Source organism: Curtobacterium sp. 320 (assembly GCF_031455235.1).
Taxonomy (GTDB): domain Bacteria; phylum Actinomycetota; class Actinomycetes; order Actinomycetales; family Microbacteriaceae; genus Curtobacterium.
Genome location: NZ_JAVDSI010000024.1, coordinates 1 through 25,458, shown reverse-complemented (window position 1 = coordinate 25,458; position 25,458 = coordinate 1). Strand labels below are relative to the sequence as shown.

General features: G+C 72.3%; 29 protein-coding genes. 12 read left to right on the top strand and 17 right to left on the bottom strand.

From position 1 onward, the window contains the following. Positions 1–135: 135 nt before the first annotated feature. Both J2X60_RS18550 and J2X60_RS18545 read right to left on the bottom strand, forming a co-directional pair. The gene (locus J2X60_RS18550) at positions 136–1,665 is read right to left on the bottom strand and encodes a catalase (protein WP_070417016.1); all 1,530 of its coding nucleotides are present in this window, start codon (positions 1,663–1,665) and stop codon (positions 136–138) included. A gap of 117 nt (positions 1,666–1,782) precedes the next feature. Continuing rightward, complete coding sequence (locus tag J2X60_RS18545; RefSeq protein ID WP_309778395.1) at positions 1,783–2,226, bottom strand: Fur family transcriptional regulator; 444 nt, start codon at positions 2,224–2,226, stop codon at positions 1,783–1,785. A gap of 83 nt (positions 2,227–2,309) precedes the next feature. Between J2X60_RS18545 and J2X60_RS18540 the strand changes: the two genes are divergently transcribed. From J2X60_RS18540 to J2X60_RS18530, 3 genes are all read left to right on the top strand, one after another. After that, entirely contained in the window at positions 2,310–3,110 is an 801-nt protein-coding gene (locus J2X60_RS18540; protein ID WP_309889624.1) for an aquaporin, read from the top strand. A gap of 198 nt (positions 3,111–3,308) precedes the next feature. Then, positions 3,309–4,616 carry an acyltransferase gene (locus J2X60_RS18535; protein ID WP_309889623.1) on the top strand — a complete coding sequence of 436 codons (1,308 nt, stop codon included), beginning with the start codon at positions 3,309–3,311 and terminating at the stop codon, positions 4,614–4,616. 50 nt (positions 4,617–4,666) lie between these two features. Next, a complete protein-coding gene (locus J2X60_RS18530; protein WP_229085406.1) occupies positions 4,667–5,578 on the top strand; it encodes a cytochrome c oxidase assembly protein in 912 nt (303 codons plus the stop codon). A 240-nt stretch (positions 5,579–5,818) separates the two neighbouring features. Here the strand turns inward: J2X60_RS18530 and J2X60_RS18525 are convergent, their stop codons facing one another. Then, positions 5,819–7,459 carry a DHA2 family efflux MFS transporter permease subunit gene (locus J2X60_RS18525; RefSeq protein ID WP_309889619.1) on the bottom strand — a complete coding sequence of 547 codons (1,641 nt, stop codon included), beginning with the start codon at positions 7,457–7,459 and terminating at the stop codon, positions 5,819–5,821. Continuing rightward, positions 7,456–8,070, bottom strand: a complete 615-nt coding sequence (locus J2X60_RS18520; RefSeq protein WP_309889617.1) for a PadR family transcriptional regulator — start codon at positions 8,068–8,070, stop codon at positions 7,456–7,458. The genes J2X60_RS18525 and J2X60_RS18520 overlap by 4 nt, the downstream gene beginning before the upstream one ends. A gap of 144 nt (positions 8,071–8,214) precedes the next feature. Here J2X60_RS18520 and purS point away from each other — a divergent pair, with 144 nt between their 5' ends. From purS to J2X60_RS18500, 4 genes are read left to right on the top strand one after another with little or no spacing between them, the layout of a single operon-like run. After that, positions 8,215–8,466, top strand: coding sequence for a phosphoribosylformylglycinamidine synthase subunit PurS (purS, locus tag J2X60_RS18515; protein ID WP_070417019.1), 252 nt, complete (start codon positions 8,215–8,217; stop codon positions 8,464–8,466). 5 nt (positions 8,467–8,471) lie between these two features. Next, positions 8,472–9,167: a phosphoribosylformylglycinamidine synthase subunit PurQ gene (purQ, locus tag J2X60_RS18510; protein WP_031263015.1), complete on the top strand. Its 696-nt coding sequence runs from the start codon at positions 8,472–8,474 to the stop codon at positions 9,165–9,167. 47 nt (positions 9,168–9,214) lie between these two features. Beyond that, a complete protein-coding gene (gene purL, locus J2X60_RS18505) occupies positions 9,215–11,596 on the top strand; it encodes a phosphoribosylformylglycinamidine synthase subunit PurL (RefSeq protein ID WP_309889614.1) in 2,382 nt (793 codons plus the stop codon). Between the two features lie 40 nt (positions 11,597–11,636). Then, positions 11,637–12,557, top strand: coding sequence for a 2-hydroxyacid dehydrogenase (locus J2X60_RS18500; protein WP_309889612.1), 921 nt, complete (start codon positions 11,637–11,639; stop codon positions 12,555–12,557). 12 nt (positions 12,558–12,569) lie between these two features. Here the strand turns inward: J2X60_RS18500 and J2X60_RS18495 are convergent, their stop codons facing one another. Genes J2X60_RS18495 through J2X60_RS18485 form a run of 3 tightly spaced genes read right to left on the bottom strand, consistent with a single transcriptional unit; the run spans position 12,570 to position 14,417 of the window. Next, on the bottom strand, positions 12,570–12,983 hold the full coding sequence (locus tag J2X60_RS18495; RefSeq protein WP_309889610.1) for a GNAT family N-acetyltransferase: 414 nt from the start codon (positions 12,981–12,983) through the stop codon (positions 12,570–12,572). A 10-nt stretch (positions 12,984–12,993) separates the two neighbouring features. Then, on the bottom strand, positions 12,994–14,097 hold the full coding sequence (locus J2X60_RS18490) for a beta-propeller fold lactonase family protein (RefSeq protein ID WP_309889608.1): 1,104 nt from the start codon (positions 14,095–14,097) through the stop codon (positions 12,994–12,996). Continuing rightward, positions 14,094–14,417, bottom strand: a complete 324-nt coding sequence (locus J2X60_RS18485) for a chorismate mutase (protein WP_070417024.1) — start codon at positions 14,415–14,417, stop codon at positions 14,094–14,096. Before J2X60_RS18485 ends, J2X60_RS18490 begins: the two co-directional genes overlap by 4 nt. A 112-nt stretch (positions 14,418–14,529) precedes the next feature. Between J2X60_RS18485 and J2X60_RS18480 the strand changes: the two genes are divergently transcribed. Further along, the gene (locus J2X60_RS18480; protein WP_309889606.1) at positions 14,530–14,934 is read left to right on the top strand and encodes a DUF1304 domain-containing protein; all 405 of its coding nucleotides are present in this window, start codon (positions 14,530–14,532) and stop codon (positions 14,932–14,934) included. A 104-nt stretch (positions 14,935–15,038) separates the two neighbouring features. Here J2X60_RS18480 and J2X60_RS18475 read toward each other — a convergent pair whose 3' ends face one another. Beyond that, positions 15,039–16,046 carry an iron-siderophore ABC transporter substrate-binding protein gene (locus tag J2X60_RS18475; protein WP_309889604.1) on the bottom strand — a complete coding sequence of 336 codons (1,008 nt, stop codon included), beginning with the start codon at positions 16,044–16,046 and terminating at the stop codon, positions 15,039–15,041. Between the two features lie 59 nt (positions 16,047–16,105). On the opposite strand from J2X60_RS18475, the gene J2X60_RS18470 reads away from it, so the two are divergent. Next, the gene (locus J2X60_RS18470) at positions 16,106–16,969 is read left to right on the top strand and encodes a shikimate dehydrogenase (RefSeq protein WP_309889602.1); all 864 of its coding nucleotides are present in this window, start codon (positions 16,106–16,108) and stop codon (positions 16,967–16,969) included. Positions 16,970–16,976: 7 nt separating this feature from the next. Here J2X60_RS18470 and J2X60_RS18465 read toward each other — a convergent pair whose 3' ends face one another. The 3 genes from J2X60_RS18465 to J2X60_RS18455 are packed head-to-tail and all read right to left on the bottom strand — an operon-like array spanning position 16,977 to position 18,782. Then, positions 16,977–17,930, bottom strand: a complete 954-nt coding sequence (locus tag J2X60_RS18465) for an SDR family NAD(P)-dependent oxidoreductase (RefSeq protein WP_309889600.1) — start codon at positions 17,928–17,930, stop codon at positions 16,977–16,979. A gap of 29 nt (positions 17,931–17,959) precedes the next feature. Continuing rightward, on the bottom strand, positions 17,960–18,346 hold the full coding sequence (locus tag J2X60_RS18460; protein WP_309889598.1) for a YchJ family protein: 387 nt from the start codon (positions 18,344–18,346) through the stop codon (positions 17,960–17,962). A gap of 10 nt (positions 18,347–18,356) precedes the next feature. Next, positions 18,357–18,782: an organic hydroperoxide resistance protein gene (locus J2X60_RS18455; protein ID WP_071294457.1), complete on the bottom strand. Its 426-nt coding sequence runs from the start codon at positions 18,780–18,782 to the stop codon at positions 18,357–18,359. 135 nt (positions 18,783–18,917) lie between these two features. On the opposite strand from J2X60_RS18455, the gene J2X60_RS18450 reads away from it, so the two are divergent. The 3 genes from J2X60_RS18450 to J2X60_RS18440 are packed head-to-tail and all read left to right on the top strand — an operon-like array spanning position 18,918 to position 21,088. Further along, positions 18,918–19,583 carry a hypothetical protein gene (locus J2X60_RS18450; protein WP_309889596.1) on the top strand — a complete coding sequence of 222 codons (666 nt, stop codon included), beginning with the start codon at positions 18,918–18,920 and terminating at the stop codon, positions 19,581–19,583. Continuing rightward, complete coding sequence (locus tag J2X60_RS18445) at positions 19,576–20,298, top strand: hypothetical protein (RefSeq protein ID WP_309889594.1); 723 nt, start codon at positions 19,576–19,578, stop codon at positions 20,296–20,298. The genes J2X60_RS18450 and J2X60_RS18445 overlap by 8 nt, the downstream gene beginning before the upstream one ends. A 49-nt stretch (positions 20,299–20,347) precedes the next feature. After that, a complete protein-coding gene (locus J2X60_RS18440) occupies positions 20,348–21,088 on the top strand; it encodes an SOS response-associated peptidase (RefSeq protein ID WP_309889592.1) in 741 nt (246 codons plus the stop codon). A gap of 9 nt (positions 21,089–21,097) precedes the next feature. Here J2X60_RS18440 and J2X60_RS18435 read toward each other — a convergent pair whose 3' ends face one another. The 6 genes from J2X60_RS18435 to J2X60_RS18410 all read right to left on the bottom strand — a co-directional run bounded on the left by J2X60_RS18435 (position 21,098) and on the right by J2X60_RS18410 (position 25,271). Further along, positions 21,098–21,679: a hypothetical protein gene (locus J2X60_RS18435; RefSeq protein WP_309889590.1), complete on the bottom strand. Its 582-nt coding sequence runs from the start codon at positions 21,677–21,679 to the stop codon at positions 21,098–21,100. Positions 21,680–21,790: 111 nt separating this feature from the next. Continuing rightward, the gene (locus J2X60_RS18430; protein ID WP_309889587.1) at positions 21,791–22,135 is read right to left on the bottom strand and encodes a hypothetical protein; all 345 of its coding nucleotides are present in this window, start codon (positions 22,133–22,135) and stop codon (positions 21,791–21,793) included. Positions 22,136–22,225: 90 nt separating this feature from the next. Continuing rightward, entirely contained in the window at positions 22,226–22,555 is a 330-nt protein-coding gene (locus J2X60_RS18425) for a hypothetical protein (protein WP_070417032.1), read from the bottom strand. 361 nt (positions 22,556–22,916) lie between these two features. Continuing rightward, positions 22,917–23,474, bottom strand: a complete 558-nt coding sequence (locus J2X60_RS18420) for a low molecular weight phosphatase family protein (RefSeq protein WP_309889585.1) — start codon at positions 23,472–23,474, stop codon at positions 22,917–22,919. Positions 23,475–23,476: 2 nt separating this feature from the next. Further along, a complete protein-coding gene (locus J2X60_RS18415; RefSeq protein ID WP_070417034.1) occupies positions 23,477–24,775 on the bottom strand; it encodes an adenylosuccinate synthase in 1,299 nt (432 codons plus the stop codon). Between the two features lie 85 nt (positions 24,776–24,860). Then, entirely contained in the window at positions 24,861–25,271 is a 411-nt protein-coding gene (locus tag J2X60_RS18410) for a hypothetical protein (RefSeq protein WP_309889583.1), read from the bottom strand. Positions 25,272–25,458: the final 187 nt, after the last annotated feature.

Here is a 25,458-nt window from a genome sequence, read left to right as displayed (position 1 = left end):
GGCCGCGGGCCGGGGGGGGGGGGGGCCGCCCCCCCCCCCCCCCCCCCCGCCGGGGGGGGGGGGGGGCCCGGGCGGGGGGGGGGGGGGGGGGGGCCCCCCCCCCCCCCCCCGCCTCCCGTCTGGTGAGACCGGGGCTTACGCCTCGACCGCGACCTTCTCCGGGTCCTCGTTCGAACCGGGCGCGCTCGGCGCGACCGCCGCGCGCACGCGCGCGCCGAGGTCGGCGTCGACGTTCGTCCAGTAGGCGAACACCCGCTCGCGGAGGTCGTCGCGCGTCACCTTCGAGACGTGCCCGGCGATGTTGCCGACCAGGCGCTCACGCGCGGCGTCGTCGAGGACCTCACGCACCAGGGTGCCGGCCTGACCGAAGTCGTCGTCCTCGGGGTGGAGGGTCGCGGCGGAGCGCTGCAGCGCGCCGTCGGACTCCCAGCCGGGGGTCTCGTCGGTCGCGGCCGGGTCGGCGTGCGCACCGCCGAGGGAGTTCGGCGCGTAGACCGGGACCTCGGACTTCTGGAAGTCGAAGCGCATCGCGCCGTCCTTCGAGTACGAGTGCACCTCGTTCTTCGGAGCGTTCACGGGCAGCTGCGCGTGGTTCGTGCCGACGCGGTAGCGGTGCGCGTCCGCGTAGCTGAAGATGCGCGCGAGGAGCATCTTGTCGGGGCTCGCCGCGATGCCGGGGACGAAGTTCGAGGGGGCGAAGGTCGCCTGCTCGATCTGCGCGAAGTAGTTCTCCGGGTTGCGGTTGAGCTCCATCGTGCCGACCTCGATGAGCGGGTAGTCCGCGTGCGGCCACACCTTCGTCAGGTCGAACGGGTTGAAGCGGTAACCCTCGGCGTCGGCGTAGGGCATGACCTGCACCTTGAGGGTCCAGCGCGGGTTGTCGCCGCGCTCGATGGCCGCGTGCAGGTCACGGATGTGGAAGTCCGCGTCCTCGCCGGCGATGCGGTCGGCGTCCTCCTGCGTCAGGGTCTTGTGGCCCTGCTCGGTGAGGAAGTGGTACTTCACCCAGAAGCGCTCGCCCTCGGCGTTGATCCACTGGTAGGTGTGCGAGCCGAAGCCGTCCATCTCGCGCCACGACGCCGGCAGACCGCGGTCGCCCATCAGCCACGTGACCTGGTGGGCCGACTCGGGCGACAGGGTCCAGAAGTCCCACTGCATGTCGTGGTCGCGCAGGTGCGAACCCGGCAGGCGCTTCTGCGAGCGGATGAAGTCCGGGAACTTGATGCCGTCGCGGATGAAGAACACGGGGGTGTTGTTGCCGACGAGGTCGTAGTTGCCGTCTTCGGTGTAGAACTTCAGCGCGAAGCCGCGCGGGTCGCGCCAGGTGTCCGGGGAGCCCTGCTCGCCGGCGACGGACGAGAAGCGGGCGAGCATCTCGGTCTGCTTGCCCGGCTGCAGGAACGCGGCACGGGTGTACTTGCTGATGTCCTGCGTGACGGTGAAGGTACCGAAGGCACCGCCGCCCTTGGCGTGGACGACCCGCTCCGGGACGCGCTCACGGTTGAACTGGGCGAGCTTCTCGACCAGGTAGTGGTCGTGCAGCGCGAGGGGGCCGTCGGCGCCGACACCCATGGAGTGCTGGTCGCTCGACACCGGCGCGCCGGAGTTGGTGGTCGTGGTGGGGGTGCCGGCCGGCTGGCCGGGCGTCGTGTTCTGGTCGGACACGGTTCCTCCTTGGGTGGAACGGTTGGTTCGGTCAGGGGTGCTCGGGTTGCTCGTGGTCCCGGTTCGGTGCCGGGAGCGGGAACGACTGCGGTCGTCCCCGGGTCGGGGTGTCGGCGGTCAGGCCGGGACGGCCACGGTGTCGTCGCGTTCGGCGGCGGCGCACTGTTCGCAGATGCCCCAGTAGGTGACCTCGGCCGTGGTGACGGCGAAGCCGTGCGTCTCGGACGGGGTGAGGCAGGGCGCGTGGCCGACGGCGCAGTCGACGTCCTCGATCGCGCCGCACATCGTGCAGACGACGTGGTGGTGGTTGTCGCCGGTCCGTCGCTCGTACCGGGCGGGGCTGCCCGCGGGCTCGATGCGCCGGACCAGTCCGACGCCGGTCAGTGCCGCGAGGACGCCGTACACCGCTTGGTGGCTCGTGGTGGGCAGCTCGGCGGCGAGCGCGGTGACGATGTCGTCGGCGGTCGCGTGCGGCATGGTCTCCGTCGCGCGGAGGACCGCCAGGCGTGGTGTCGTGACCCGGAGACCGGAGGCGCGGAGCAGGTCGGCGTCGACGTCCATGCTGAGCCTTTCTTTTGCAGAGATCAAGACAACACCGCCACTGTACACCAGGCGATCCGATGGTCGAGCGCGAACGGTGGGTCATGACAGATGCACCACCAGTCACCCCAGTCCTCGCTGCGCTCCCCGCCCGCCTCGTCGCCGAGTCCGCGGGGACCTTCCTGCTCGTGTTCGCCCTCGTCGGCGCCGCGACCTCCAGCGCCGTGTTCCCCGACGAGCACAACACGCTCGGGATCGGGCTGCTCGGCGTCGCGCTCACCCTCGGCCTCGTGGTGATGATCGGCGCGAGTGCGTTCGGCCCCGTCAGCGGGGGGCACTTCAACCCCGCGGTGACGATCGGCCTCGCGGTCGCCGGCCGGCACCGGTGGGCGGACGTCGTCCCGTACCTCGTCGCCCAGTTCGTCGGCGGCACGGCCGGGGCTGCCGTCCTCGTCCTGTTCGCCGGCCTCGGACCGGCCACCGCCCTGCAGAGCACGCTCGACGGCGGCTTCGCCTCGAACGGCTTCGACGCGCAGAGTCCCGGCGGTTCCACCCTGCTCGGCGTCGCCCTCGCCGAGACGATCGCGACGGCCGTCTTCGTGACGGTGATCCTCCGCGTGACCGGAGCCCGCGGGAGCGCGGTCCCGGCGCCCGTGGTCATCGGCGCGACCCTCACGGTCCTGCTGCTGACGCTCATCCCGGTCTCGAACGCGTCGCTGAACCCGGCGCGGTCGTTCGCCACCGCGGTGTTCGCAGGGCCGGACTGGCTCGCGCAGTGGTGGGTGTTCCTGGTCTTCCCCGTGCTCGGCGCCGTCGTCGCGGGTGCGATCGGTCGGATCGGTCGGATCGGGCGGACGTCACGCGCGGACGACGCGACGGTGGAGCCCGACGCACCGCGGGCCTGAGCCGACCCGGGGCGCGGGCGGGCCGGGCGACCGGCGCGACCCGCGCCTCCCGGAGCTCGTCCGCACCGGCGCGACGGGCCGGACGCATGCCGGATGCATGCCAGTCGCATGCCCCTCGCGGAATACGATGTGTCACGATCCGGTCGCGATCGGCTGGAACGACGCTGGGAGGGCGGGAACCCGCGCTACCGTCCCGACATGTCCACGCAGCAGGGCCTGCCGCAGCAGGCGCACAGCGCTCAGGACGTCCGGGGGATCATCGCGCAGCGGGACCTGGTCGTCGACCTCATCCGGACGGCCTGCGTCGTCCTCGTCGTCTTCGTGCACGTCACGATGGTCGGTGTCGCCGCGGGGGCGGACGGCATCGCGGTGACGAGTCCGCTCCAGGAACTCCCCTGGTACGTCGCCGCGACCTGGATCGGCCAGGTGATGCCGCTCTTCTTCGTGGTCGGCGGCTTCGCCAGCGCCGTGGGGTGGCGTTCCACGGTCGCGCGGGGCGGCGGCGCGCGGGACTTCGTGGCGACGCGGCTCGTGCGGCTCTTCCGGCCGGCGATCCCGCTCTTCGCGGTGCTCGCGCTCGGCCTGGGCATCGCCACGCTGCTCGGCACGCCGCCGGGGCTCCTCGCCGAGGTCGCGTTCGGCATCGGCTCCCCGCTCTGGTTCCTCGCCGCGTACGGGATCACCCAGTGCTGCGTGCCGGTCATGGTGCGACTCCACGAACGCGCTCCGTGGCGCACGCTCGGCGCACTGCTCGTGCTCGCCGCGGCCGTCGACGGCGTGCGGTTCGCCACCGGGACGGCAGAGGTCGGTCTCCTCAACCTCGGCCCGGTGTGGCTCTTCGCGCAGCAGCTCGGCTTCCTCTGGGCCGACGGCTGGTTCGCCCGACGATCGCGCGTGCTGCTCGTCGCCGTCGCCGCGGCCGGGTACGGCGTGCTCGTGCCCCTGACGTCGATCGGGCTCTGGGCTCCGGACATGCTGCAGGACCTCAACCCGCCGATGCTCCCGCTCGCCGTGCTGGCGATCGCCCAGGCCTGCCTCGTCCAGGTCGTGCACGCCCCGCTCACCCGGCTGATGCGCACCCGCGCGGCCCAGGGCGCCGTGTTCCTGCTCGGCCGGGACGGGATGACGATCTACCTCTGGCACCTGCCGCTGTTCATCGCGCTGAACGGGGTCGCCCTGCTCGTCGGCGTGCCGTTCCCGACGCCGGGATCGCCGACGTGGTGGGCGACCCGTGGGGTGGCCCTCGTCGTCCTCCTCGCGGTCGCCCTCGGCACCGCCCGGGCGCTGCGCCGGTTCGACCGGCCGCTCCCCCGGCTCGTCCCCGGCACCGATCGCCCGGCCTGGCCCGTGCTCGCCGTCGCGGCGCTCTGCACGATCGGGCCCGCCTTCGCGGTGATGCAGCTGCACCTGTCGTTCGGGGTCGCCCTGCTCGGTGCGCTGGCCGTGCCGGTGGGGGTCCGGCTCCTGACGAGGACCGTGCCGACCCGGGGCGCCGCCCGGATCTGAACCGGTTCTCACCGGCAGAGGCTGCTCCGGGGTGCGTACCGGGCGGAGGATTGTGGTCGGCCGCACGATCCTCGAGGAGGCACCCCACGCCGTCGACACCCGAGTTCTGGAGCACGTGGCACCTCGACCCGCTCGCGGCCGTCCTCATCGCCGTGGCCGCGGTCACCTACGGCTGGTGGGTCGTCGGTGCCGCCAGGCGGGGCACCCGGTGGCCGTGGTGGCGGACGCTCGCCTTCGTCGGGGCGCTCGTCCTGTTCGGCATCCTGCAGTTCGGGATCGTCGGCATCCACGACCAGGACCTCCGGTGGGCGTTCGTGCTGCGGTTGGCCCTGCTCTTCTTCGCGGTCCCCACCTTCGCCGCGTTCGCCGCGCCCGTCTCGTTGCTCCGCTCGGGAGGCCCGGCTCGCCTCGCGCAGGCAGCCTCCGCAGCGCTCGCATCGCGTCCGGCACGGGTCCTCGGCAACGCGGTCGTGTCGCCGCTGATCGCCCTCGCGCTGTTCTGCGTGCTGCTCACCCCGTTCTCGGCGACGATCCGCGAGTCCCCGGTCTGGGCGACGGCCATCACGGTGTTCGTGCCGATGCTCGGGTTCGCCCTGCTGACCCCGCTGTCCGAGCCGGGGATCCTCCGCTCGTCGACGTTCGTCACGATGGAGTTCCTGCTCGCGTTCGTCGAGCTCATGGCGGACGCGATCCCGGGCATCGTGCTCCGGATCACGAACCACGTGCTCGACGGGTCGGTCACGGCGGCGGTCGGGCAGCCGTGGTTCCCGTCGCCCCTGCGCGACCAGCACCTCGCCGGGGACCTGCTGTGGTTCATCGCCGAGGTCGCGGACGTGCCGGTGCTCATCTCGCTGTTCATCCGGTGGCAGCGGTCCGATCGCCGCGAGGCCCGCACCGTCGACGCCCTCACCGACGAGGAGATGGCGGAGCTCACCCGGGCGCACCTGCAGCGCCGCGGGTGAGGCGGTGTCGGTGTCGGTGTCGGGCTGCCGACTCGGTACGACATCGCCGATGTCGTACGACGTCGACCATGTCGCTGCCGCGCGGCCGCAACCGTTGCACGCGCGCACCGACGACACCGCCGATGTCGTACGACGACGACAATGTCGTTCCGAGACGCACCGGCACCGCGCACCGCACGCGACGGAGCCCCGCGCCGCACGAGTGCGACACGGGGCTCCGGGGCTCCGGACTGGCTCGGACTAGGCGTCGGCGTGCCGCCCGTGGTGGTCGGTCGCGGCGAGCTCGGCCTCGGCGGTCTCCGGCGCGGGTGCCGCGGCGTGGACACCGTGACGCTGCTCGGACCCCACCACGCTGCCGTCGGACGCAGACGCGGGCGACCCGTCGGACGTGCCGCCGGTCTGCTGCCACGCCACGGTCTGCTTCGGCTTCGCCAGGAACAGCGCGGCGACGATCCCGATGCCGAGCACCACGGCGGGCAGGACGAGCGACTGCCCCATGGCGGTGGCGAACGGCTGCTGCAGGAAGGCCGGGAGCGCCCCGACCTGCTGCTCCGCACCGCCGGCGCTCGTGCCGCCGGTGGACGCCGGGAAGTTCGCCGTGATCCGCGCCTCGATCAGCGCCGCGATGCCGGCCGAGCCGAGGACGGCACCGATCTGCCGCGTGGTGTTGTAGACGCCCGAGCCGGCGCCGGCGAGCTTCGGCGGCAGGTTGCGCGTCGCGGAGACCGAGAGCGGCCCCCACATGCAGGCGTTCGCGAGGCCGAGGAGCGTCGACGGCAGGAGCACCCAGCCCCAGTCGGCACCCGAGGCCAGGAGCGACCCGAACCAGAACAGCGCGCCGGAGAAGCACGCGAGCCCGAACGCCGCGACCCAGCGGAGGCTCCACCGGTTGAGGTTCTTGCCGACGAGCGGGGCGAGGCCGGCCGAGAGCACGGCCTGCGGGACGAGGAGCAGCGCCGCCTGGGTCGGGCTGAACGTCAGCACGTCCTGCGCCCAGAGCATGATCGGCAGGGCGAACGACGAGATGGCGACGCCGACCGCGGTGATGGCGATGTTCGCGAGTGTGAAGTTGCGGTCCTTGAAGAGGCCGAGCGGCAGGAGCGGCTCACCCTTCTGCACGCCCTGCCACACCACGAAGGCGGCGAGCACGACGATGCCGGCGATGATGAGCGACCAGACCGAGATCGGGCCGGTGATGGTGCCCCAGTCGTAGGTCTCGCCTTCCTGGATGCCGAAGACGAGCAGGAACATGCCGACGGCGCTCAGGACGATGCCGAGGGTGTCGAAGCGGTGCCCGTGCCGGTCGAACGACGGGACGAAGCGCTGTGCGAGCACGAACGCGACCACACCGACCGGGACGTTGACGAAGAAGATCCACTCCCAGCCGAAGCCGTCGACGAGCAGGCCGCCCACGATCGGGCCGACGAGCGAGGCGACACCGGCGACGGCACCCCACAGACCCATCGCCGCGCCGCGGTTCTGCGGCGGGAAGATGCGCGTGATCACGGCCATCGTCTGCGGCGTCATCATCGCCGCGCCGAGCCCCTGGACCACACGGGCCACGATGAGCACCTCGATCGAGCCGGCGAGCCCGCACCAGAGGCTCGAGAGCGTGAACACCACGAGCCCGATCTGGTACATGACCTTCGGACCGAAGCGGTCACCGAGCCGGCCGGTGATGAGGAGCGGGACGGCGTACGCGAGCAGGTAGGCGCTCGTCACCCAGATGACGGAGTTGATGTCGGCGTCGAGCTTCGCGGCGATGGTCGGCGTCGCGACGGACACGATCGTCGAGTCGACGAGGATCATGAAGAAGCCGACGACGAGGGCCCAGAGGGCCGGCCACGGCTTCTTCTCGGTGGTGGTCGAGACGGAGGTCATCGAGTGGGTTCCTTGCTGTTCGTGGTGGTGCCTGTGTCGGTGGGGACGGCCGGGCCGTCCCAGGGGATGTCGCCGCTCGCGATCCGGTCGGCCGCGGCGTCGAGCCACTCGATCTGCGCGGTGAGCATGGCACGGACGTACGACACGTCCAGCCAGAAGCGGTCCGCGAGACGCTTGGCCTGGAGGCCCGTGGCGGCTTCGTCGTACTGCTCGCGTTCCGTCCGGAGTGCGCGGGCGCGGGCGCGCAGGGCGGTCGCCGCGTCCTCGGCGCTCAGGTTGTCGACGTGCGAGACCGCGAGCTGGAACTCCGGGTACTCGTCGGCGGGCTCGGCGATCATCCGGCGGAGGCCGTCCTCGAGCGCGGAGCGCCCGTGGTCGGTGATCGCGTAGGTGGTGCGTTCCGGTCGGTTGCCCTCCCGCGCGGTGCCGAGCGCCTCGGCGTAGCCGAGGTCCACCAGGCGACCGATCTGGTGGTAGAGCGTGCCCGGTCGGACCTTGACGTTCTGGTCCTCGCGACGCTGCAGCATCGTCTGGAACATCTCGTAGGGGTGCATGGGCGACTCCGCGAGGAGCCCGAGCGCGGCGAACGCGAGGGGCGTGAGCGACGCCATCCGTGCCTCCTGGACTGGTCCGTACCGATTATTCCAAGTGGAATGTACGCCTTCGAACAACCGAGCGCAAGCGCGTCCGACGCGCCGCGCGCGCCCCGTAGACTGTTCGCGTCCCACCCATCCCCGAAGTGCTGGAGTGAACACGTGCCAACGATCGTCGTCGAGGTCATGCCGAAGGCCGAGATCCTCGACCCCCAGGGCAAGGCGGTGGGCAACGCCCTCGCCCGTCTCGGCAAGGCAGACCTGACCAACGTCCGCATCGGCAAGCGCTTCGAGGTGGCCGTCGACGGCCCGGTCGACGACCAGAAGCTGGCCGAGGTCCGCGAGATCGCCGCCGACGTCTTCTCCAACGCCGTCATCGAGGACGTCGTGTCCGTGACGGTCGAAGGCGAGTGACACCGGTGCGCATCGGCGTCATCACGTTCCCGGGCTCGCTCGACGACCGCGACGCCCAGCGCGCGGTCCGCCTCGCCGGCGCCGACCCCGTCGCGCTCTGGCACGGCGACCACGACCTGCAGGGCGTCGACGCGATCGTCCTCCCCGGCGGGTTCTCCTACGGCGACTACCTGCGTGCCGGTGCGATCGCGGCGAAGGCCCCGATCATGGCCGAGGTCATCGACGCCGCCGGCAAGGGGATGCCCGTGCTCGGCATCTGCAACGGCTTCCAGATGCTCGCCGAAGCGCGACTCGTGCCGGGCGCGCACACCCGCAACGCGCACCAGCAGTTCATCCGGCGCGACCAGAAGCTCCGCGTCGAGACCACCGCCACGGCGTGGACGAGCGGCTTCACGGCCCAGCAGGAGATCACCATCCCGCTGAAGAACGCCGACGGCCGCTTCGTCGCGGACGCCGACGAGATCAAGCGCATCGAGGACAACGGCCAGGTCGTGTTCCGCTACGTCGGCGTGAACCCGAACGGGTCGATCGACGACATCGCGGGCGTCTCCAACGAGCGCGGCAACGTCGTCGGCCTGATGCCGCACCCCGAGCACGCGACGGAGCCCGGGTTCGGCCCGGACACCCCCGCGGCGATGGCCTCCGGCACGGACGGCCTCACCTTCTTCACCTCCGTGATCGAGTCGACGCTCGTCAAGTGACGACCACGCCGACGAACACGACTCCAGTGACAGGGAACGACACCACCGTGACGACACACGTCCGCCCGAAGCCCGACACCGTCCAGGACGCCGCAGCCACGCCCGACAAGGAGCAGCCGTACGAGGCGCTCGGGCTGAAGGCCGACGAGTACGCGAAGATCCGCGAGATCCTCGGCCGCCGCCCCACCTCGGGCGAGCTGGCGATGTACTCCGTGATGTGGTCCGAGCACTGCTCGTACAAGTCCTCGAAGAACTACCTCCGGCAGTTCGGCAAGAAGGTCACGCCGGAGATGACGAAGAACCTCATGGTGGGCATGGGCGAGAACGCCGGTGTCATCGACGTCGGCAACGGCTGGGCGGTGACCTTCAAGGTCGAGTCGCACAACCACCCGTCCTACGTCGAGCCGTACCAGGGCGCCGCGACCGGTGTCGGCGGCATCGTCCGCGACATCATCTCGATGGGTGCCCGCCCGGTCGCCGTGATGGACCAGCTCCGCTTCGGCGCGATCGACCACGAGGACACGCAGCGCGTCGTCCACGGTGTGGTCGGCGGCATCTCGTTCTACGGCAACTGCCTCGGCCTGCCGAACATCGGCGGCGAGACCTACTTCGACCCGGTGTACCAGGGCAACCCGCTGGTGAACGCCCTCGCGGTCGGGGTCCTCCGCCACGAGGACCTGCACCTCGCGAACGCCTCGGGTGCCGGCAACAAGGTCGTGCTCTTCGGTGCCCGCACCGGCGGCGACGGCATCGGCGGCGCGTCGATCCTGGCCTCCGACACCTTCACCGAGGGCGGCCCGACCAAGCGTCCCGCCGTCCAGGTCGGCGACCCCTTCGCCGAGAAGGTCCTCATCGAGTGCTGCCTCGAGCTGTTCCAGAAGGAACTCGTCGAGGGCATCCAGGACCTCGGTGCCGCCGGCATCTCGTGCGCCACGAGCGAGCTCGCCTCGAACGGCGACGGCGGCATGCACATCTCGCTCGACGACGTCCTGCTGCGCGACCCCACGCTCACCGCCGAGGAGATCCTCATGTCGGAGAGCCAGGAGCGCATGATGGCGGTCGTCCGCCCCGAGAAGCTCGACGAGTTCCTCAGCGTCGTCGGCAAGTGGGAGGTCGAGACCAGCGTCCTCGGCGAGGTCACCGGCACCGGCCGGCTCGTCATCGACTGGCAGGGCCAGGAGATCGTGAACGTCGACCCGCGCACGGTCGCCGTCGACGGCCCGGTCTACGACCGCCCCGTGGCCTACCCGACCTGGATCGACGCGCTGCAGGCCGACTCGGCTGCATCGCTCGACCGCCCGGCCGACGGCCCCGCCCTCAAGGCGCAGTTCCTGCAGCTGCTCGGCTCCCCGAACCTGGCGTCGAAGAACTGGGTGACGAACCAGTACGACACCTACGTGCTCGGCAACACGGCGCTCTCCTTCCCCGACGACGGCGGCATGATCCGCGTCGACGAGGAGACCGGGCTCGGCGTCACGATCGCCACCGACGCGAACGGCCGCTACTGCCAGCTCGACCCGAAGCAGGGCGCCCGGCTGGCCCTCGCCGAGGCCTACCGGAACGTCGCCGTCACCGGTGCCGTCCCGGCCGCCGTGACCGACTGCCTGAACTTCGGCTCCCCCGAGAACCCCGAGGTCATGTGGCAGTTCTCCGAAGCGGTCGAGGGCCTCGCCGACGGCTGCATGGAGCTCGGGATCCCGGTCACGGGCGGCAACGTGTCGTTCTACAACCAGACCGGCACCACCCCGATCCACCCGACCCCGGTCGTCGGTGTCCTCGGCGTGATCGAGGACGTCGCGCTGCGCGTGCCCTCCGGCTGGCAGGACGACGGCCACAACATCTACCTGCTCGGCACCACGTCGCTCGAGCTCGACGGGTCGGCCTGGGCCGGCACCGTGCACGGGCACCTCGGTGGCCGTCCGCCGGCGGTCGACCTCGAGCGTGAGAAGGCCCTCGCGGACCTCCTGCACGCCGCGGCGAACGAGCAGCTGCTCACGAGCGCCCACGACCTGGCGGACGGCGGCCTCGGCCAGACCCTCGCCGAGTCGGTGCTCCGGTTCGGGCTCGGCGCCCGCGTCCTGCTCGACGAGCTCGAGGCCCGCGACGGCGTCGACACCGCCACCGCGCTGTTCTCCGAGTCGACCGGCCGCGTGATCGTGACCGTCCGGCGCGAGGACGACGTCCGCTTCCAGGGCCTCTGCGACGGCCGCGGCTTCCCGGTGCTCCGCATCGGTGTCACGGACGCCACGAGCGGGTCGCTCGAGGTCCAGGGTGCGTTCGAGGCGACGCTCGACGAGCTGCGCGGCACCCACGGCGCCACGCTCCCGAGCCGCTTCGGGGACGTCATCGTCGAGGACGTGACCGAGGGCTACGTCGGTCGGGGTCCGCTCGACGGCCACGGCTCGTTCTCGCCACGGACCGACTCCTGAACGGGCCGGGCCAGAGCGCCACGACGACGGGCACCGACTGATGCCCGTCGTCACCCTGCCGTTCCGTGGACTCGTCGATCGCTTCGGCCCCGTGCCGGAGGGCATCGAGCTCGACGTGTGGGACGTCGAGGCACCGTACGGACGCCCCGACGAGGTGGCCATCGCGTTCCTGCCGTTCTACTTCGGTGGGCGGCACCGGTGGCGGTACGTGCACGACCTGCCGAACCTGCGGCTCCTGCAGCTGCCGAGCGCCGGGTACGAGCACGCGGTCCCGCACGTCCCCGGCCACGCGCAGCTCGCGAACGGCCGCGGCATCCACGACGACGAGACCGCCGAACTCGCGGTGGGGCTCGCGCTGACGTCACTGCGCGAGCTCGGAGCGTTCCAGGCCGATCGCGCGAACGGCGTCTGGGACGCCCGGACCACCCGGTCCCTCGCCGACCGTCGCGTGACCGTGGTCGGCTACGGCGCGATCGGGTCCGCCATCGCGACCCGCTTCGAGGCGTTCCGCACCGAGGTCACCGTGGTGGCGCGGACCGCGCGTGAGCAGGACGGCCGGCAGGTCCACGCGTTCGGCGAGCTCCCGGAGCTCGCCGCGACCACCGACGTCCTGGTGCTCATCGCCCCGCTGACGGACGAGACCGAACGGCTGGTGGACGCCGACCTGCTCGCCGCGCTGCCCGACGGCGCCCTCGTGGTGAACGTCGCCCGCGGCAAGGTCGTCGACACCGATGCCCTGGTCGCCGAGCTGCGGTCCGGACGGCTCTCGGCAGCGCTCGACGTCACCGATCCCGAACCCCTGCCCGACGGGCACGCGCTCTGGACGACGCCGAACACGGTCCTGACGCCGCACGTCGGCGGCAACACGGACCTCAGCGTGCCGCGGTCGATCGAGCTGATGCGCCGTCAGGTGGCCGCGCTGGCCGAGGGCCGACCGTTCGAGAACGTCATCGAGTCCTGACCGCCCGGCCGGTCATTCGGTCAGCAGCGCCATCCCGAGGCTCGGTGCGACGTCGTCGAAGCCGAGCGATCGGTAGAGCCGCTGCCCGGGCGGGTCGCCGACGAGGGTGACGTACGCGCCACGGGGCGCCCGGGAGCGGATGTCCGCGACGAGCCAGGCAACCACCGCACGCCCGATCCCCCGGCGTTGGTGCGCCGGGTCGGTCGCGATGTCGGCGATGTGGAAGTACCAGCCGCCGTCGCCGATCGTCCGGCCCATCGCGACGGGTCGTCCGTCGGGATCGAGGACGTGGCACGCGGACCAGCTGCCGGCGATCGCTCCGGCGCCCTGGTCGGCGTTCTTCGGCGTCAGGCCGGAGTCACGTCGCAGCGGGAGGTAGTCGTCGAGGGCAGGCGGGCCGGAGACGAGGGTGTAGGACGCGTCCATGGGGTCAGTCTCAGACCGGCACGACGACCGGGACGACGCACGCCGGCGTGCCGACCGCGATCTGCGCGACGGCCTCGCCCGGGACACCGTCTTCGCCGAGGGGCAGGACCGCGATCGCGTCGGACATCTGGTTCGCCACGAGGAGGAACCCGGGCACCCGTGCGAAGTGCCGGGGCCACACCCCACCGGAGGACGCCGACCCCACGAGCGACAGCCCGCCGTCGGATGCGTCGAGCACCACCACGAGGTCGCGCCCGCGCACCGCGACGTACACGCGCCCGGCGTCGTCGACCTCGATGTGGCTGAGGAGCGACCCGCCGACCTCGCCGGTGAAGGTCGCCGCGGAGGCCACCGACACGAACGACCCCGAGCCGTCGCGGCGGAGGCGGTGGACCCGGCCGTCGAGCTCACCGGCCACGATGAGGTCGCCCTCGTACCAGGCGAGGTGCCGCGGTCCGACACCCGGGGTGACGTGGTGGACGCGGACCTGCTCGATGCTCGGGGCGTCCGTGATCCGGAACTCGTGCAGGGCGTCGCCGCCGAGGTCCGCCACGAGCACGGTGCCGTCCGGCGTCGCGGTCGACTGGTGGGCGTGCGGGCCCTCTTGCCGGTCCTCGACGGGGCCGGTGGCGTCGGGGAGGACCTCGGTGACGAGCGCCGACGCGGGCACCGTCACCTGGTCGTCGCTGCCGTGCGCGCCGATCAGCCCGTCGCTGCCGAGGACCGACGCGGCGTGCGACTCCGCTGCGGCGAGCGAGACCGCCGTGACGGTACCGGAGACGTAGTTGGTGACGACGAGCGCACCGGACGGGTCGACGCGCACGTGGCACGCGGCGTCGCCGCCGGCCGGAGCGTCCCAGAGGTGCTCGAGCGACGAGCCGCCCAGGCGGAAGGCGGAGACACCGCCGTCGGCCGTCTCGGACACGGCGTAGACCCGGTCACCGGAGACGGCCAGGAACGACGGGTCGTCGATGACCGCGACCGTGCGAGCCGTCGGCGCGCCGCCGTCCGCACCCCCGACCGGCCCGCTGGGCACGATCGAGATGCCCGTCGCGTTCCCGCCGCCGGTGGCCGTGTACGAGCCGACGAGCAGCGTCGGGAGCGCGTCGCTCACTCGTCGCCGCCGGCGATCTGCTCGTGGTGGTGGATGACCTCGGCGACGATGAAGTTCAGGAACTTCTCCGCGAAGGCGGGGTCGAGGTGCGACTCGGCGGCGAGGGAGCGGAGTCGTGCGACCTGGATCTGCTCGCGCCCCGGGTCGGCCGCCGGCATCCCCGCTGCTGCCTTGAGGTAACCGACCCGCTGGGTGTACTTGAAGCGCTCGGCGAGCATGTGGATGACCGCGGCGTCGATGTTGTCGATGCTCTGGCGGATGCTGGCCAGTTCGGCGACGGCCGCCGGGTCGTACTGGGGCGTGGTGTCGTCGTCGCTCATGCCCCGAGCCTAACGGCCGCGACCGCTCGGCAGGTGTCGGTTACGTCGGTGGCCGGCAACCGGAACCTGAGCGGGACCTGAGCACGCCTTCGGAACTGCGAGAATGGAGACCATGTCGGTCCTGCTCGTGATCTCGTGCGTGTTCGCGGTCCTCGCGGGCCTCGTGCACGTGTACATCTTCTTCCTCGAGTCCGTCGCGTGGACGAGTCCCCGCGTGCGGAAGATCTTCGGCCTGTCGTCCGAGACCGAGGTCCAGGCCACCCGCTCGATGGCGTTCAACCAGGGCTTCTACAACCTGTTCCTCGCGATCGGCGTGATCCTCGGTGTGGTGCTCGCCGTCACGGGCAACGGGGCCACCGGGTGGACGCTCGTGGTGTTCTCGACGGCGTCGATGCTCGGTGCCGCCGTGGTCCTGCTCGGCACGGGTCGCCGGTACCTCAACTCCGCGTTCGTGCAGGGGTCGTTCCCGCTGATCGCCCTGCTCTTCGCGTTCCTCGGTTCGACGTTCGGCGCCTGACCGCAGCGTCCCGACGGGCCGGACGCCGGCTCGGGACGCGACCACAGGAAGACGGGAGGCGCGGTGCCAGCTGGCACCGCGCCTCCCGTCGTTCCGCATCGGCGTCAGCCGAGCTTCGCCTGGAACTCGTCCGGCAGCTTCTCGAGCGCCCACTCGATCGCGGCGGTGGTCCCCATCGAGAACGCCGACGACACGTCCGGGTCGTCGAACACGATGGCGTGCCCGGCCTCGACCGACGGCACCTTCTGGAAGAGCGGGTCGGACTCGGCCTTGGACGCCTCGACGTAGATCGGCAGGATCAGCGTGAGGTCGGCGTCCAGCAGGTCGAGGTTCTCGTCCGACAGGTGCACCGAGAACGCCTTGCCTGCCTGCTCGTCGATCGCCTTCGGGATCGTGAAGCCGAGGTTCCGCATGAACGTCGAGCGGCTGTCCGTCGAGGCGTAGGCCCCGAAGCCCTCGGACGTGTAGGCACCGACGACCGCCGACTTGCCCGCGAAGTCCGGGTGCGCCTTGCGGGCGGCGGCGTAGGCGTCGTCGAGGCCGGCGAGGAGCTTCTTGCCCTCGGCCTCCTTGCCGAGCGCCTTCGCGATCATCGTGGTCTGCTGCTCGGTCGACGCGAGGTAGTTCTCGCCGCCCTTCGGGATCGCCACGGTCGGTGCGATCGCGGAGAGCTTCGCGTAGCGGTCCTCGTCACCCGACGACTTCACGTCGAGGATCACGTCGGGCTTGAGCTTGAGGATGTCCTCGTAGCTCGGCTCGAGCGTCTGGATGATCTTCGGCGACTTCGTGTACGCGCCCTTGAGCCACGGCCCGACGCCGTCGCCACCGAACGCGAGCCAGTCGCTCGCGCCGACGGGCTGCACGCCGAGTTCGAGCGCGGTCTCGGCGTCGCCCCAGCCGAGGGCGACGACGCGCTTCGGCTGCGAGTCGATCTTCGTGGTGCCGAGGGCGGTGGTGATGGACACCGGGAACTGGCCGTCGGCGGACGTGGTCGCGGCGTCGTCGGACGACGAACCGGAGCCGGAGGCGCACCCGGCGAGGACGAGGGACGCTGCGACGACGGCGCCGGCAGCGGCGAGCGCTCGGCGGAAGCGGGAGGGAGTTCGGATCACGAAGGTAAGCCTAACCTAAGCACTAGGCGCGGAACACGCCTGGATAGGCTGACGGGGACATGTACTCCGACCCCTCCCGGACCCGCCTCGCGGTGCTCGGCTCCCCCATCGCCCACTCCCTCTCCCCCACGCTGCACGCAGCGGCCTACGACGTGCTCGGGGTGCCGTTCACGTACGGGAGGCACGAGGTCGCGTCCGGCGGACTGGACGCGTTCGTCGCGGGGCTGGGTCCCGACTGGCGCGGCCTGAGCCTGACCATGCCGCTCAAGCGCGAGGTCCTGCCGATGCTCGACCGGACGACCCCGCTCGTCGACGAGCTCGGCGTCGCGAACACCATCGCGTTCCGCACGGTCGGCGACACCGTCCTGCGGTCCGGCGCGAACACCGACGTCGAGGGGATCGTGCGCCCGGTCGAGGCGCTCGGACACCTCCCCGGCGAGGCGACCGTCCTCGGCGGCGGTGCGACCGCGGCGAGCGCCCTCACCGCGGCCGTGCGGCTCGGGGCGTCGCTCGTGCGGGTGTTCCTCCGCGACACCGCGAAGGCCGGACACCTCGTCGACCTGGCCGTGCGGCTCGGGGTCTCGCTCGAGGTGCTCCCGCTGACCGAGCTGCCGGGGACCCGTCACGGGTTCGTCGTCTCGACGCTGCCCGGGGGTGCGGCGGACACGCTCGACCTCGTGCCGTCAGGGCCGGACGCGGTGCTCTTCGACGTGGCCTACGAGCCCTGGCCGACCGCCGTCGCGACCCGGTGGGCGGACGCCGGCGGGCGCGTGCTGAACGGGCTCGACATGCTCGCCGAGCAGGCCCTCGGGCAGATCCGGTTCTTCCTGAGCGGTGACCAGGACGAGCTCCTGCCGGCCGAGGCCGACGTGCGGAGGGCGATGCGCGCCTCCGTGGGCCTGCCGGAGACCATCGGGGCCTGAGCCTCGGTCAGCGTCGAGCTCGTGCCTCGGCGTCGAGCAACGCGACCGAGACGTCCCAGAGCCGCTCGGCGGCGGCCGGGTCGAGCGCCCACGGGAGCACGCCGTGCAGCCCGTCGGTGATGCGGTCGACGACGGCGGCCTCGTGGCAGTCCTCGAAGTACCGGCCGCTCACGCCGTCGAGCTCCGGAGCGGTGGCGAGGAGCACCGACGTCGCCGCGCCCTGCTCCGGGGACTTGACGACGTCCGCCGCGGAGACCTTCGTCGCCGCGAGCACCTCCGGGTCCCAGTGCTTCTGCAGCCCCGTCCAGATCCCTCCGGGCATGCACGCGTTCGCCGTGATCCCGTCGGCGGCCCATCGTCGTCCGACCTCGACGGCGAAGAGGACGTTGGCGGTCTTGGACTGGGCGTAGGCGAGCCCGGGCTCGTACGGGCGACGCCGGAAGAACAGGTCGTCGAACACGACCGGGGAGCTGCCGTGCCCGCTCGACGACAGCGAGACGATCCGCGCACCGGACGCCGCGGCGAGCGCCTCGTGCAGCCCGAGGGCCAGCGCGAAGTGTCCGAGGTGGTTCGTGGCGAACTGCGTCTCCCACCCGGCCGAGGTGTACGACTCCGGGCTGTCCATCACCCCGGCGTTGGCGACCAGCACGTCGAGGGGCCCGGACCACGACGCCGCGAACGCTCCCACGGACGCCGGGCGGTCGAGGTGGAGCTCGGCGACGTCGGGCGCGGTGCGTCCGGTGGTGCGGGCGATGTCCGCCGCGACCCGCTGTCCGGCCTCGACGTCGCGGACCGCGAGGGTCACGGTCGCGCCGGCCCCGGCGAGCGCTCGGGCCGTCTCCACGCCGATGCCCGAGGCGGCACCGGTCACGACGGCGGTCCGTCCCCGGAGGTCGATCCCCGCCACGACCTCGGCGGCGGTGGAGTGGGCTCCGAAGGCGGCGAGGTCACGGTCCGGCACGGTGTGCTCCTGTCTGGGGACGGAGGCGCTCAGGACACCGTGCCGTCCACGTAGGACCACCGGCCGTGCTCGCGCACGAAGTCGCTCGTCTCCTCGAGTGTGCCCCGCTCGTCGTCGGTGCGCCACCACGCGCGGAAGGCGACGGTGCCGCGGGAGTCGAACGGGCCGCCGGACTCCGTCGACAGGACGTCCAACCGCGTCCAGCGCTGGGCCGGGTCGAGCTCGAGGCTCGCCGGGCGGGTGCGCGGGTGCCACGTCTGCAGCAGGTACTCGGGCAGGCCGAGGGCGAACGCGCTGAACCGCGACCGCATGAGCCGCTCGGCGGTCGGGGCCGCGGCGCCCGAGTGCAGCGGGCCGCAGCACTCGCCGTAGGGGTTGCCGCTCAGGCAGGGGCAGCGCGACTCGTCGGTGACCACGGGCGGCACGCTAGTCGACGATCGAGAGTGCGACCGTGATGTTGCCGCGGGTGGCGTTCGAGTAGGGGCAGATCTCGTGCGCGCGCTCGGCGAGACGCTGACGCTGCTCGGGTCGGGCGGCCGGCGCGTACACGTCGAGCTCGACCGCGAGGCCGAAGCCCCCGTTGCCGGTGCCACCGATGCCGACCTCGGCCGAGACCTCGGCGCCGGTCGTGTCGACGTCGAGCTCCCGGCCCGCGGCGTGGAGCGCCCCGAGGAAGCACGCGGCGTACCCGGCGGCGAAGAGCTGCTCGGGGTTCGTGCCCTCGCCGCTGCCGCCCATCTCCTTCGGCGGACGGGTGTCGAGATCGAGGCGGTCGTCCTCGCTGCGCACGTGTCCGTCGCGGCCGCCTCCGGTGGCGTGGGCGGCGGCGGTGTAGACGATGTCGAGACTCATGGCACGAGCGCATCGTGCGTTCCTGGACGACCGCTGGAGCGGGGCGCAACGGCGGGCGGCGGCGGTCGGTCGGTGAGGACGCGTCGGGCGTGTCCGGCCCCACCGTTGTCAGCTTCATGGAGTAGACGGAACCTCGTGTTCAGACTCGGGTGGCAGGTGCTGCGGGAGCGGATCCCCACGGTGTTCGATCCCGCACGCGCCCGTCGTGCCGTGTGGATCGCCGCCGCGTGCTCCGTGGTCGTGCTGGTCGGCGCCGTCGCGCTGCAGCTCGCGTTCGGCTGGGCCGGTACGGGGCCCGTCCGACCGGTCGTGGTCATCGCGTTCGTGTCCCTCGGCCTCGGATCGATCGTGTTCTCCGGCTTCCGGACCGACCGTCCGCTCGACCCGGCAGCGACCATCAACGGGCGCCAGGTCCGGCCGGACTGGCAGATGAGTGTGCGGTGGTCGGTGCAGCCCTACCTGGGCAGACGGCAACGGCCGGTGGCGCCCGAGGACCGCGCGGCCGTGCTGACCGACGTCGGACTCCTGCAGCGCGGGCTGGTCCGGCGGCTGACGCGGCTCACCCCGCTCCTCGGCGGGATCGCACTGCTCGGGATCGCGGCCTTCGCGCGCAGCGACGTGCGGCCGATCGCGCTGCTGTGGGCAGCGGTGTACGTCTGCACGCTGCCCGACCTCGTGGTGCGGCTCGGCCGCTCGGAGCGCGCGCGGCTCGCAGCCCTCGCGGTCGATCCGCCGGCCGGAGACGCCGATACGGGGAAGCACGGGGTCGACGGTTCGAAGGTGCGGCTGCCCGGTGACTGAGGCCCGCGAGCAGGAACCCCGGACCGTCTTCCGCGCCGGGTGGCAGGTGTACCGCGAGCGGCTCCCCGAGCTCGTCGACCGGCGCCACCACCGCCGTGCCGTCCGCGTCGGGATCGTCGTCGCGGTCGTCGCGTTCGCCGGGCTGCTGCTCCTGGGGGCGTTCGTCGAGCGCCTCGACGGAGCCGTCCCGGTCGCAGCCGGGGTCGTCGTGGCGCTCCTGGTCGCCGCGGGTATCGGGTGCGTCGGTGCCGCCCTCACGCCGATCGGCCCCCGGGGATGGTCGCTCCCACCCGTGCCCGGCATCGGGTGGCGTACACAGGAGGCGATCGCCCGGTACTTCCGCCGCAACCCGCCGCCGGTCGCGCCGGAGCACCGCGACGCCGTGCTGCAGGGCATGCCGGCGACCCGCGACCTGCTCGTCCGAGCGGCGTACCGCTCGCTGTTCCTCACGGGCGGGTGGATCGGCATCGTCTTCGGCACCCTGGTGTTCGACGTGGCCTCGTCGGTGGGCAGCGACACCGTGATCCTGTTCCCGGGCGTCTGGATCTTCTCGATCGTGATCACGAGCGGCACGGGGGTCGTCGGCATCCGGACGCTCGGGCGCCAGGAGCAACTCCGCGTCGAGGCCGAGGCGTTGCCGCCCGTCGCGCCCGCGCCGCGCCGAGGACGCCCCGACAGCCCGAGCGGCAGCAAGCTGGCCCTCCCGGGCGAGTGAGCGCGTGAGCGCGTGAGCGCGTGTCGGTGGCACCGGGCACACTGGGCGCATGTGTGGAAGGTTCGTCGTCTCCGACACCACGGCCGATCTGCTGCCGGAACTGATCGGTGAGCTCGCCGACCGGACCGAGCACGTCGACGAGGACACCGGCGTGGTCGGCACCGGCCTGGTCCCGAGCTGGAACGTCGCACCGACCGACCCGGTCTTCGCGGTCCGGCAGCGGCACGGGCAGCGCGAACTCCCGCAGATCAGCTGGGGGTTCGTGCCGAGCTGGGCGAAGGACTTCCAGAAGCAGCGTCCGAAGCCGATCAACGCCCGCATCGAGACCGTCGCGACGAGCGGCATGTTCAAGCGGGCGTTCGCGACGAACCGCTGCATCATCCCCGCCCAGGGCTACTACGAGTGGGTCGTGCGCGAGGACGGCAAGGAACCGCACTTCGTCCACGAACCCGGCGGTGCCCTCGCGATGGCCGGAGTCGTGAGCGCGTGGCCCGACCCCACGAAGCCCGACGGCGACCCGGACAAGTGGCGGCTGTCCCTGGCGATCATCACGCGGGACGCCCACGTGGCCCCGGGCGAGGTGCACGACCGCATGCCGGCGTTCCTCACCCCGGACGGCTACGACGCCTGGTTGGACACCGAGCAGGGCGGCCTCGGGCAGGACGACCTGCTCGCCCTGCTCGACCACGAGTCGCTGACGGTTGCGGCGGGCCTCGAGCAGTACGAGGTCTCGCGTGCGGTGAACAGCGTCAGGAACGACGGGCCGCAGCTCATCGAGCGGGTCGCCTAGCCACCCCGCTCAGCAGTCGTCGGACCCCGGCGTGGTCATCCCCACGGTCACGTCCGACAGGTCCTGGGTCCGCAGGGTCCCCAGCGGCCCGGTCGTCGTCACCCGGAGCCCGGTCAGGTGTCCGCCGTGCGCCAGGCTCCTCGAGCGCATCTCGGCGACGACCCGGACGTCGTGGTGCGGCGCGATCACCGTGCCGTCGGCGTCGAGGACCTGCGCGCCGTCGACGACGCTCGCGGTGTCGCCCATCAGTGCGCCCGTGCCGGATCCCCGGACCTTCTCCGCGAGGACGACGCGCACCGAGCGGAGCCCGGAGTCCCACGTCGCGCGGACGCCCCGGAGCGTCACGGGCCGGTCGGACGGGTTCCGCAGGACGAACCCGGCGGACATCCGGGTCTCGTCACGTCCGGCCTCGTCGTCCGACCACCCGCCGCAGACGCCGCTCGCGCCCAACGCGCGCAGCGGCGCGGGCGACGAGGTGACGACGACGAGCCCGGCGAGCAGGACGAGTGCCGCGACGACGCACGTCGCCAGCACCGCGCGTGCAGACGGGCCCGCTCGGTGCGGGATGGTCGCGTGCTCGTCCGATGTCATGGTCCCCCCGGTCCGGGCCGAGCGTCGGCCCACGTCGAGAGCATGACAGACAGGAGGCCCGGATCACGTCAGCCGATCGGCTGACGTGGTCCGGGCCCACAGTCCAGAGCGTCAGGCGCCGTCGCGACGCACGTCCGGCAGGAGCACTCGGAGCCGCTCGGCGAGGCGCAGCTGGGCTTCCTCGAGCGACCGGAAGTCGCCGACGTACTGCCCGAAGGTGTCGGACACGAAGTAGTGCGCACCCTGGCGGTCGACGGTCCCGCCGTAGTAGCCGCCGTAGTTCGCCGCCCAGAGCCCCGTGTCCGGCCGCGACCAGAGGATGCGCGGGTGGACCGGCTCGTCGACGTCGGCGTCGACGACGAGGTCGACGTGGGCGTCCATGCCGGTGATCGCGACCATGGTGGCGGTGTCGACGGTCACCTCGGTGTGCTGGTGGTGGTCGACGGGCGTGCTCATGGTCGTGCTCCTCTTGGTGCGTGCTGCTGTGGTGCGGCGTTCCGTGGTGCGGGTCGTGCGGGGTGGTGCGGTGCTCCGGGGAGCGACGTGCTAGTCGACCGGGCGGATCACGGACGGCAGCATCACGTGCAGCTGGTCCGCGAGCTTCGCCTGTGCCTGCTCGAGCGACGCGAAGTCGCCGACGACGAGGCCGAACGTGTCCGAGGCGACGTAGCGGTCGTCGCGCTTGTCCACCGATCCGCCGAAGTACCCGCCGTAGTTGGCGACCCACTCGCCGTCGTCCTCCTGCGTCCAGGTGAGCTTGGCGCGGGCCGGGCGGGCGTGCGGTTCGGCCTGGGCTTCGAGGATGGCGATCGTGTCGACGGTCTCGGTGTCGAGCGTGACCTCGGCTCGGGTGTCGGTGCTGACGGTCGTGCTCATGTCGCTCTCCTTCGCGATCCGGGGTACATCGGCTGACATGAGAACGCTACGAGACCGACCCCTCCACCCGCCAGCGACGCCCGCCGATTCACGGGTTCCATCAATGCGCCCCATCGGCGAAGCCCGGGTTTCCGGGGTCGGGCGTCGCACTTCCGGGGTACAGGGGACAGATCGGGGTACTCGTTCTCCGGCCATTCCGCTGGAGGGGTCGGGATGCGTCGATGCCGCACAGCGCTGCAGTGTGCGAGGTTCCGCGCACGGTGGGAGCGCGCGATCCCCGCACGCTGGCCGGAACCTCGCACACTGCTGGCGCAGGGCGCGGCGCGTCAGCGCGCCGCGCGCCAGCGCCAGTGCCCGCGCGTCAGCGCACGGCGCGCAGCGCGTCCGCGACCACCACGAGCGCCGCGGCGATCTCGTCCGCCACCCGCTCGTGCGTCGCCGTCGACCGGCGGTACGGGTCGTCGACGTCGTCGTCCGCCGGGTCCGCGAGCGGCGGCACGGTCCCCCGCAGTCGGGCGACGAGCTCGACGAGCTCCTCGGGCGTGGACACGCCGGCGAGCTCGGCCGGCTCGAGACCGTCGAGCACCCGGGCGAACTGCTTGACCGTGAACGCGCGCTTCGCCGTGCGGGGCGCGAGCGAGACCACGGCCGCACGGTGCGAGCGCTCGGCGGTGAGCACGAGGTCCGCCGACCCCGCGATCGCCGCGGTGAGGTACCGCGCACGGTGCCCGTCGGGCGAGCCGCCGAGCCGCACGGACTGCGCTGCGGCGGCATCGTCCATCGGAGCGCCGTCCTGCGCGATGGTGCCGGCGGACTCGACCACGAACGCGGGTGCGTCCGGGCCGAGTCGCGCCGTGAGGACCTGTGCGCCGAGCGGCGAACGGCAGATGTTGCCGCTGCAGACGAACGGGACGCGCATCGTCAGGCTGCGGTGTCGCCGAGCAGGTCGTGCCGCACGACGATGGCATCACGCCCGGGGCCGACACCGATCGCGGAGATCCGCGCCCCGGACATCGCCTCGACCGCGAGCACGTAGTCCTGCGCGTTCTTCGGCAGGTCCTCGAACGAGCGGGCACCCGTGATGTCCTCGGTCCAGCCGGGGAACTCCTCGTAGACGGGCTTCGCGTGGTGGAAGTCCGACTGGTTCACCGGGACCTCGTCCACGCGGACGCCGTCGACCTCGTAGGCAACGCAGACGGGGATCGTCGACAGCCCCGTGAGGACGTCGAGCTTCGTCAGCACGAAGTCCGTCACGCCGTTGACGCGCGCCGTGTAGCGGGCGATCGGGGCGTCGTACCAGCCGCAGCGGCGCGGGCGACCCGTGGTGGTGCCGAACTCGAAGCCGTTCGCCCGGAGGAACTCCCCCGACTCGTCGAACAGCTCGGTCGGGAACGGACCGGCGCCGACGCGGGTCGTGTACGCCTTGACGATGCCGATGATGCGCTCGAGCTTGCCCGGGCCGATGCCCGAACCGGTCGCCGCGCCACCCGCCGTCGCCGACGAGGAGGTCACGAACGGGTAGGTGCCGTGGTCGACGTCGAGCATGGTGGCCTGGCCGGCCTCGAACAGGACGGTCTCCCCGCGCTCGAGCGCACGGTGGATCTCGAGCCCGGTGTCGGCGACCATCGGACGCAGGCGGTCCGCGAAGGACAGCAGCGACTCGACGACCTCGTCGGCGTCGATCGCGCGACGGTTGAAGACCTTCACCAGCAGGTGGTTCTTCTGGTCGAGGGCCGCTTCGACCTTCTGGCGCAGGATGTTCTCGTCGAAGATGTCCTGGATGCGGATCCCGACGCGGTTGATCTTGTCGGCGTAGGTCGGGCCGATGCCGCGACCGGTGGTGCCGATCTGGCGCTTGCCGAGGAACCGCTCGGTCACCTTGTCGATGGTGCGGTGGTAGTGCGTGATGACGTGGGCGTTCGCCGACACGAGCAGCTTCGAGGTGTCGACGCCGCGGGCCTTCAGCGCGTCGAGCTCCTGGAAGAGGACCTCGAGGTCGACGACCACGCCGTTGCCGATGACAGGCGTGACGCCCGGCGTGAGGATGCCGGAGGGCAGCAGGTGCAGGGCGTACTTCTCGCCGCCGACGACGACCGTGTGCCCGGCGTTGTTGCCGCCGTTGAACTTCACGACGTAGTCGATGCGGGACCCGAGGAGGTCGGTGGCCTTCCCCTTGCCCTCGTCGCCCCACTGGGCTCCGATGATCACTGCAGCGGGCATCTGGTTCTCCTCACGTTGGCGGAGGACCTCACACGACCAGTCGGGCCGGTGGTCCACCCGAGTCTATCGGACGGCCACCGGCACGCTACCTGCCGGTCGCCCGGTCGGAGCGCTCGCGCACACCGGCGACGAGCGGCCACCCCACCGCCAGGACGGCGAGCAGGAGCAGTGCGACGAGCAGGACCCGGGCGTCCGCGCCGAAGCCCGAGGCGAGGAGCGCCCACACCGGGACGACGAGACAGACGCCCAGCCAGACCGCCGCGAGCAGTGCCCGCGCCGCCCGGTGCACCCGCAGGGCGATCGCGGCGACGACGGCGGCGAAGAGCCCCGACACGGCCCAGGTGCCGCCGGTGGCGACCGCCGTCCGGGCGTCGCCGGAACAGGACGCCGGGGCCGGGTACACGGCCGGGCACGCGACGGCTGCTCCCTCGGTGAGCCAGAGGGCTGCGAGTGCGCACACCACGACGACACACGCCCTCGCGACCGCCGACCCCATCACCCGATGATGCCGGAGGTGCGATCCGGACGCCACCCCGGGACGGACTGGAGGCGGGGGGGCCCCCCGCCCCCCCCCCCCCCACCCCCCCCCGGGGGGCGGCGCCCCCCCCCCCCCCCCCCCGCGCGGCCCCCCCCCCCCCCCCCCCCCGGGGGGGGGGGGCGGGGGGGGGGCCCCCCCCCCAACA

Coding starts and splice junctions, on each gene's coding strand:
- J2X60_RS18545 (WP_309778395.1), bottom strand. CDS start 2,226: ATGGACGTCGACGCCGACCTGCTCCGCGCCTCCGGTCTCCGGGTCACG.
- J2X60_RS18540 (WP_309889624.1), top strand. CDS start 2,310: ATGACAGATGCACCACCAGTCACCCCAGTCCTCGCTGCGCTCCCCGCC.
- J2X60_RS18535 (WP_309889623.1), top strand. CDS start 3,309: ATGTCCACGCAGCAGGGCCTGCCGCAGCAGGCGCACAGCGCTCAGGAC.
- J2X60_RS18525 (WP_309889619.1), bottom strand. CDS start 7,459: ATGACCTCCGTCTCGACCACCACCGAGAAGAAGCCGTGGCCGGCCCTC.
- J2X60_RS18520 (WP_309889617.1), bottom strand. CDS start 8,070: ATGGCGTCGCTCACGCCCCTCGCGTTCGCCGCGCTCGGGCTCCTCGCG.
- J2X60_RS18500 (WP_309889612.1), top strand. CDS start 11,637: ATGCCCGTCGTCACCCTGCCGTTCCGTGGACTCGTCGATCGCTTCGGC.
- J2X60_RS18495 (WP_309889610.1), bottom strand. CDS start 12,983: ATGGACGCGTCCTACACCCTCGTCTCCGGCCCGCCTGCCCTCGACGAC.
- J2X60_RS18485 (WP_070417024.1), bottom strand. CDS start 14,417: ATGAGCGACGACGACACCACGCCCCAGTACGACCCGGCGGCCGTCGCC.
- J2X60_RS18480 (WP_309889606.1), top strand. CDS start 14,530: ATGTCGGTCCTGCTCGTGATCTCGTGCGTGTTCGCGGTCCTCGCGGGC.
- J2X60_RS18470 (WP_309889602.1), top strand. CDS start 16,106: ATGTACTCCGACCCCTCCCGGACCCGCCTCGCGGTGCTCGGCTCCCCC.
- J2X60_RS18455 (WP_071294457.1), bottom strand. CDS start 18,782: ATGAGTCTCGACATCGTCTACACCGCCGCCGCCCACGCCACCGGAGGC.
- J2X60_RS18440 (WP_309889592.1), top strand. CDS start 20,348: ATGTGTGGAAGGTTCGTCGTCTCCGACACCACGGCCGATCTGCTGCCG.
- J2X60_RS18435 (WP_309889590.1), bottom strand. CDS start 21,679: ATGACATCGGACGAGCACGCGACCATCCCGCACCGAGCGGGCCCGTCT.
- J2X60_RS18430 (WP_309889587.1), bottom strand. CDS start 22,135: ATGAGCACGCCCGTCGACCACCACCAGCACACCGAGGTGACCGTCGAC.
- J2X60_RS18425 (WP_070417032.1), bottom strand. CDS start 22,555: ATGAGCACGACCGTCAGCACCGACACCCGAGCCGAGGTCACGCTCGAC.
- J2X60_RS18420 (WP_309889585.1), bottom strand. CDS start 23,474: ATGCGCGTCCCGTTCGTCTGCAGCGGCAACATCTGCCGTTCGCCGCTC.
- J2X60_RS18415 (WP_070417034.1), bottom strand. CDS start 24,775: ATGCCCGCTGCAGTGATCATCGGAGCCCAGTGGGGCGACGAGGGCAAG.
- J2X60_RS18410 (WP_309889583.1), bottom strand. CDS start 25,271: ATGGGGTCGGCGGTCGCGAGGGCGTGTGTCGTCGTGGTGTGCGCACTC.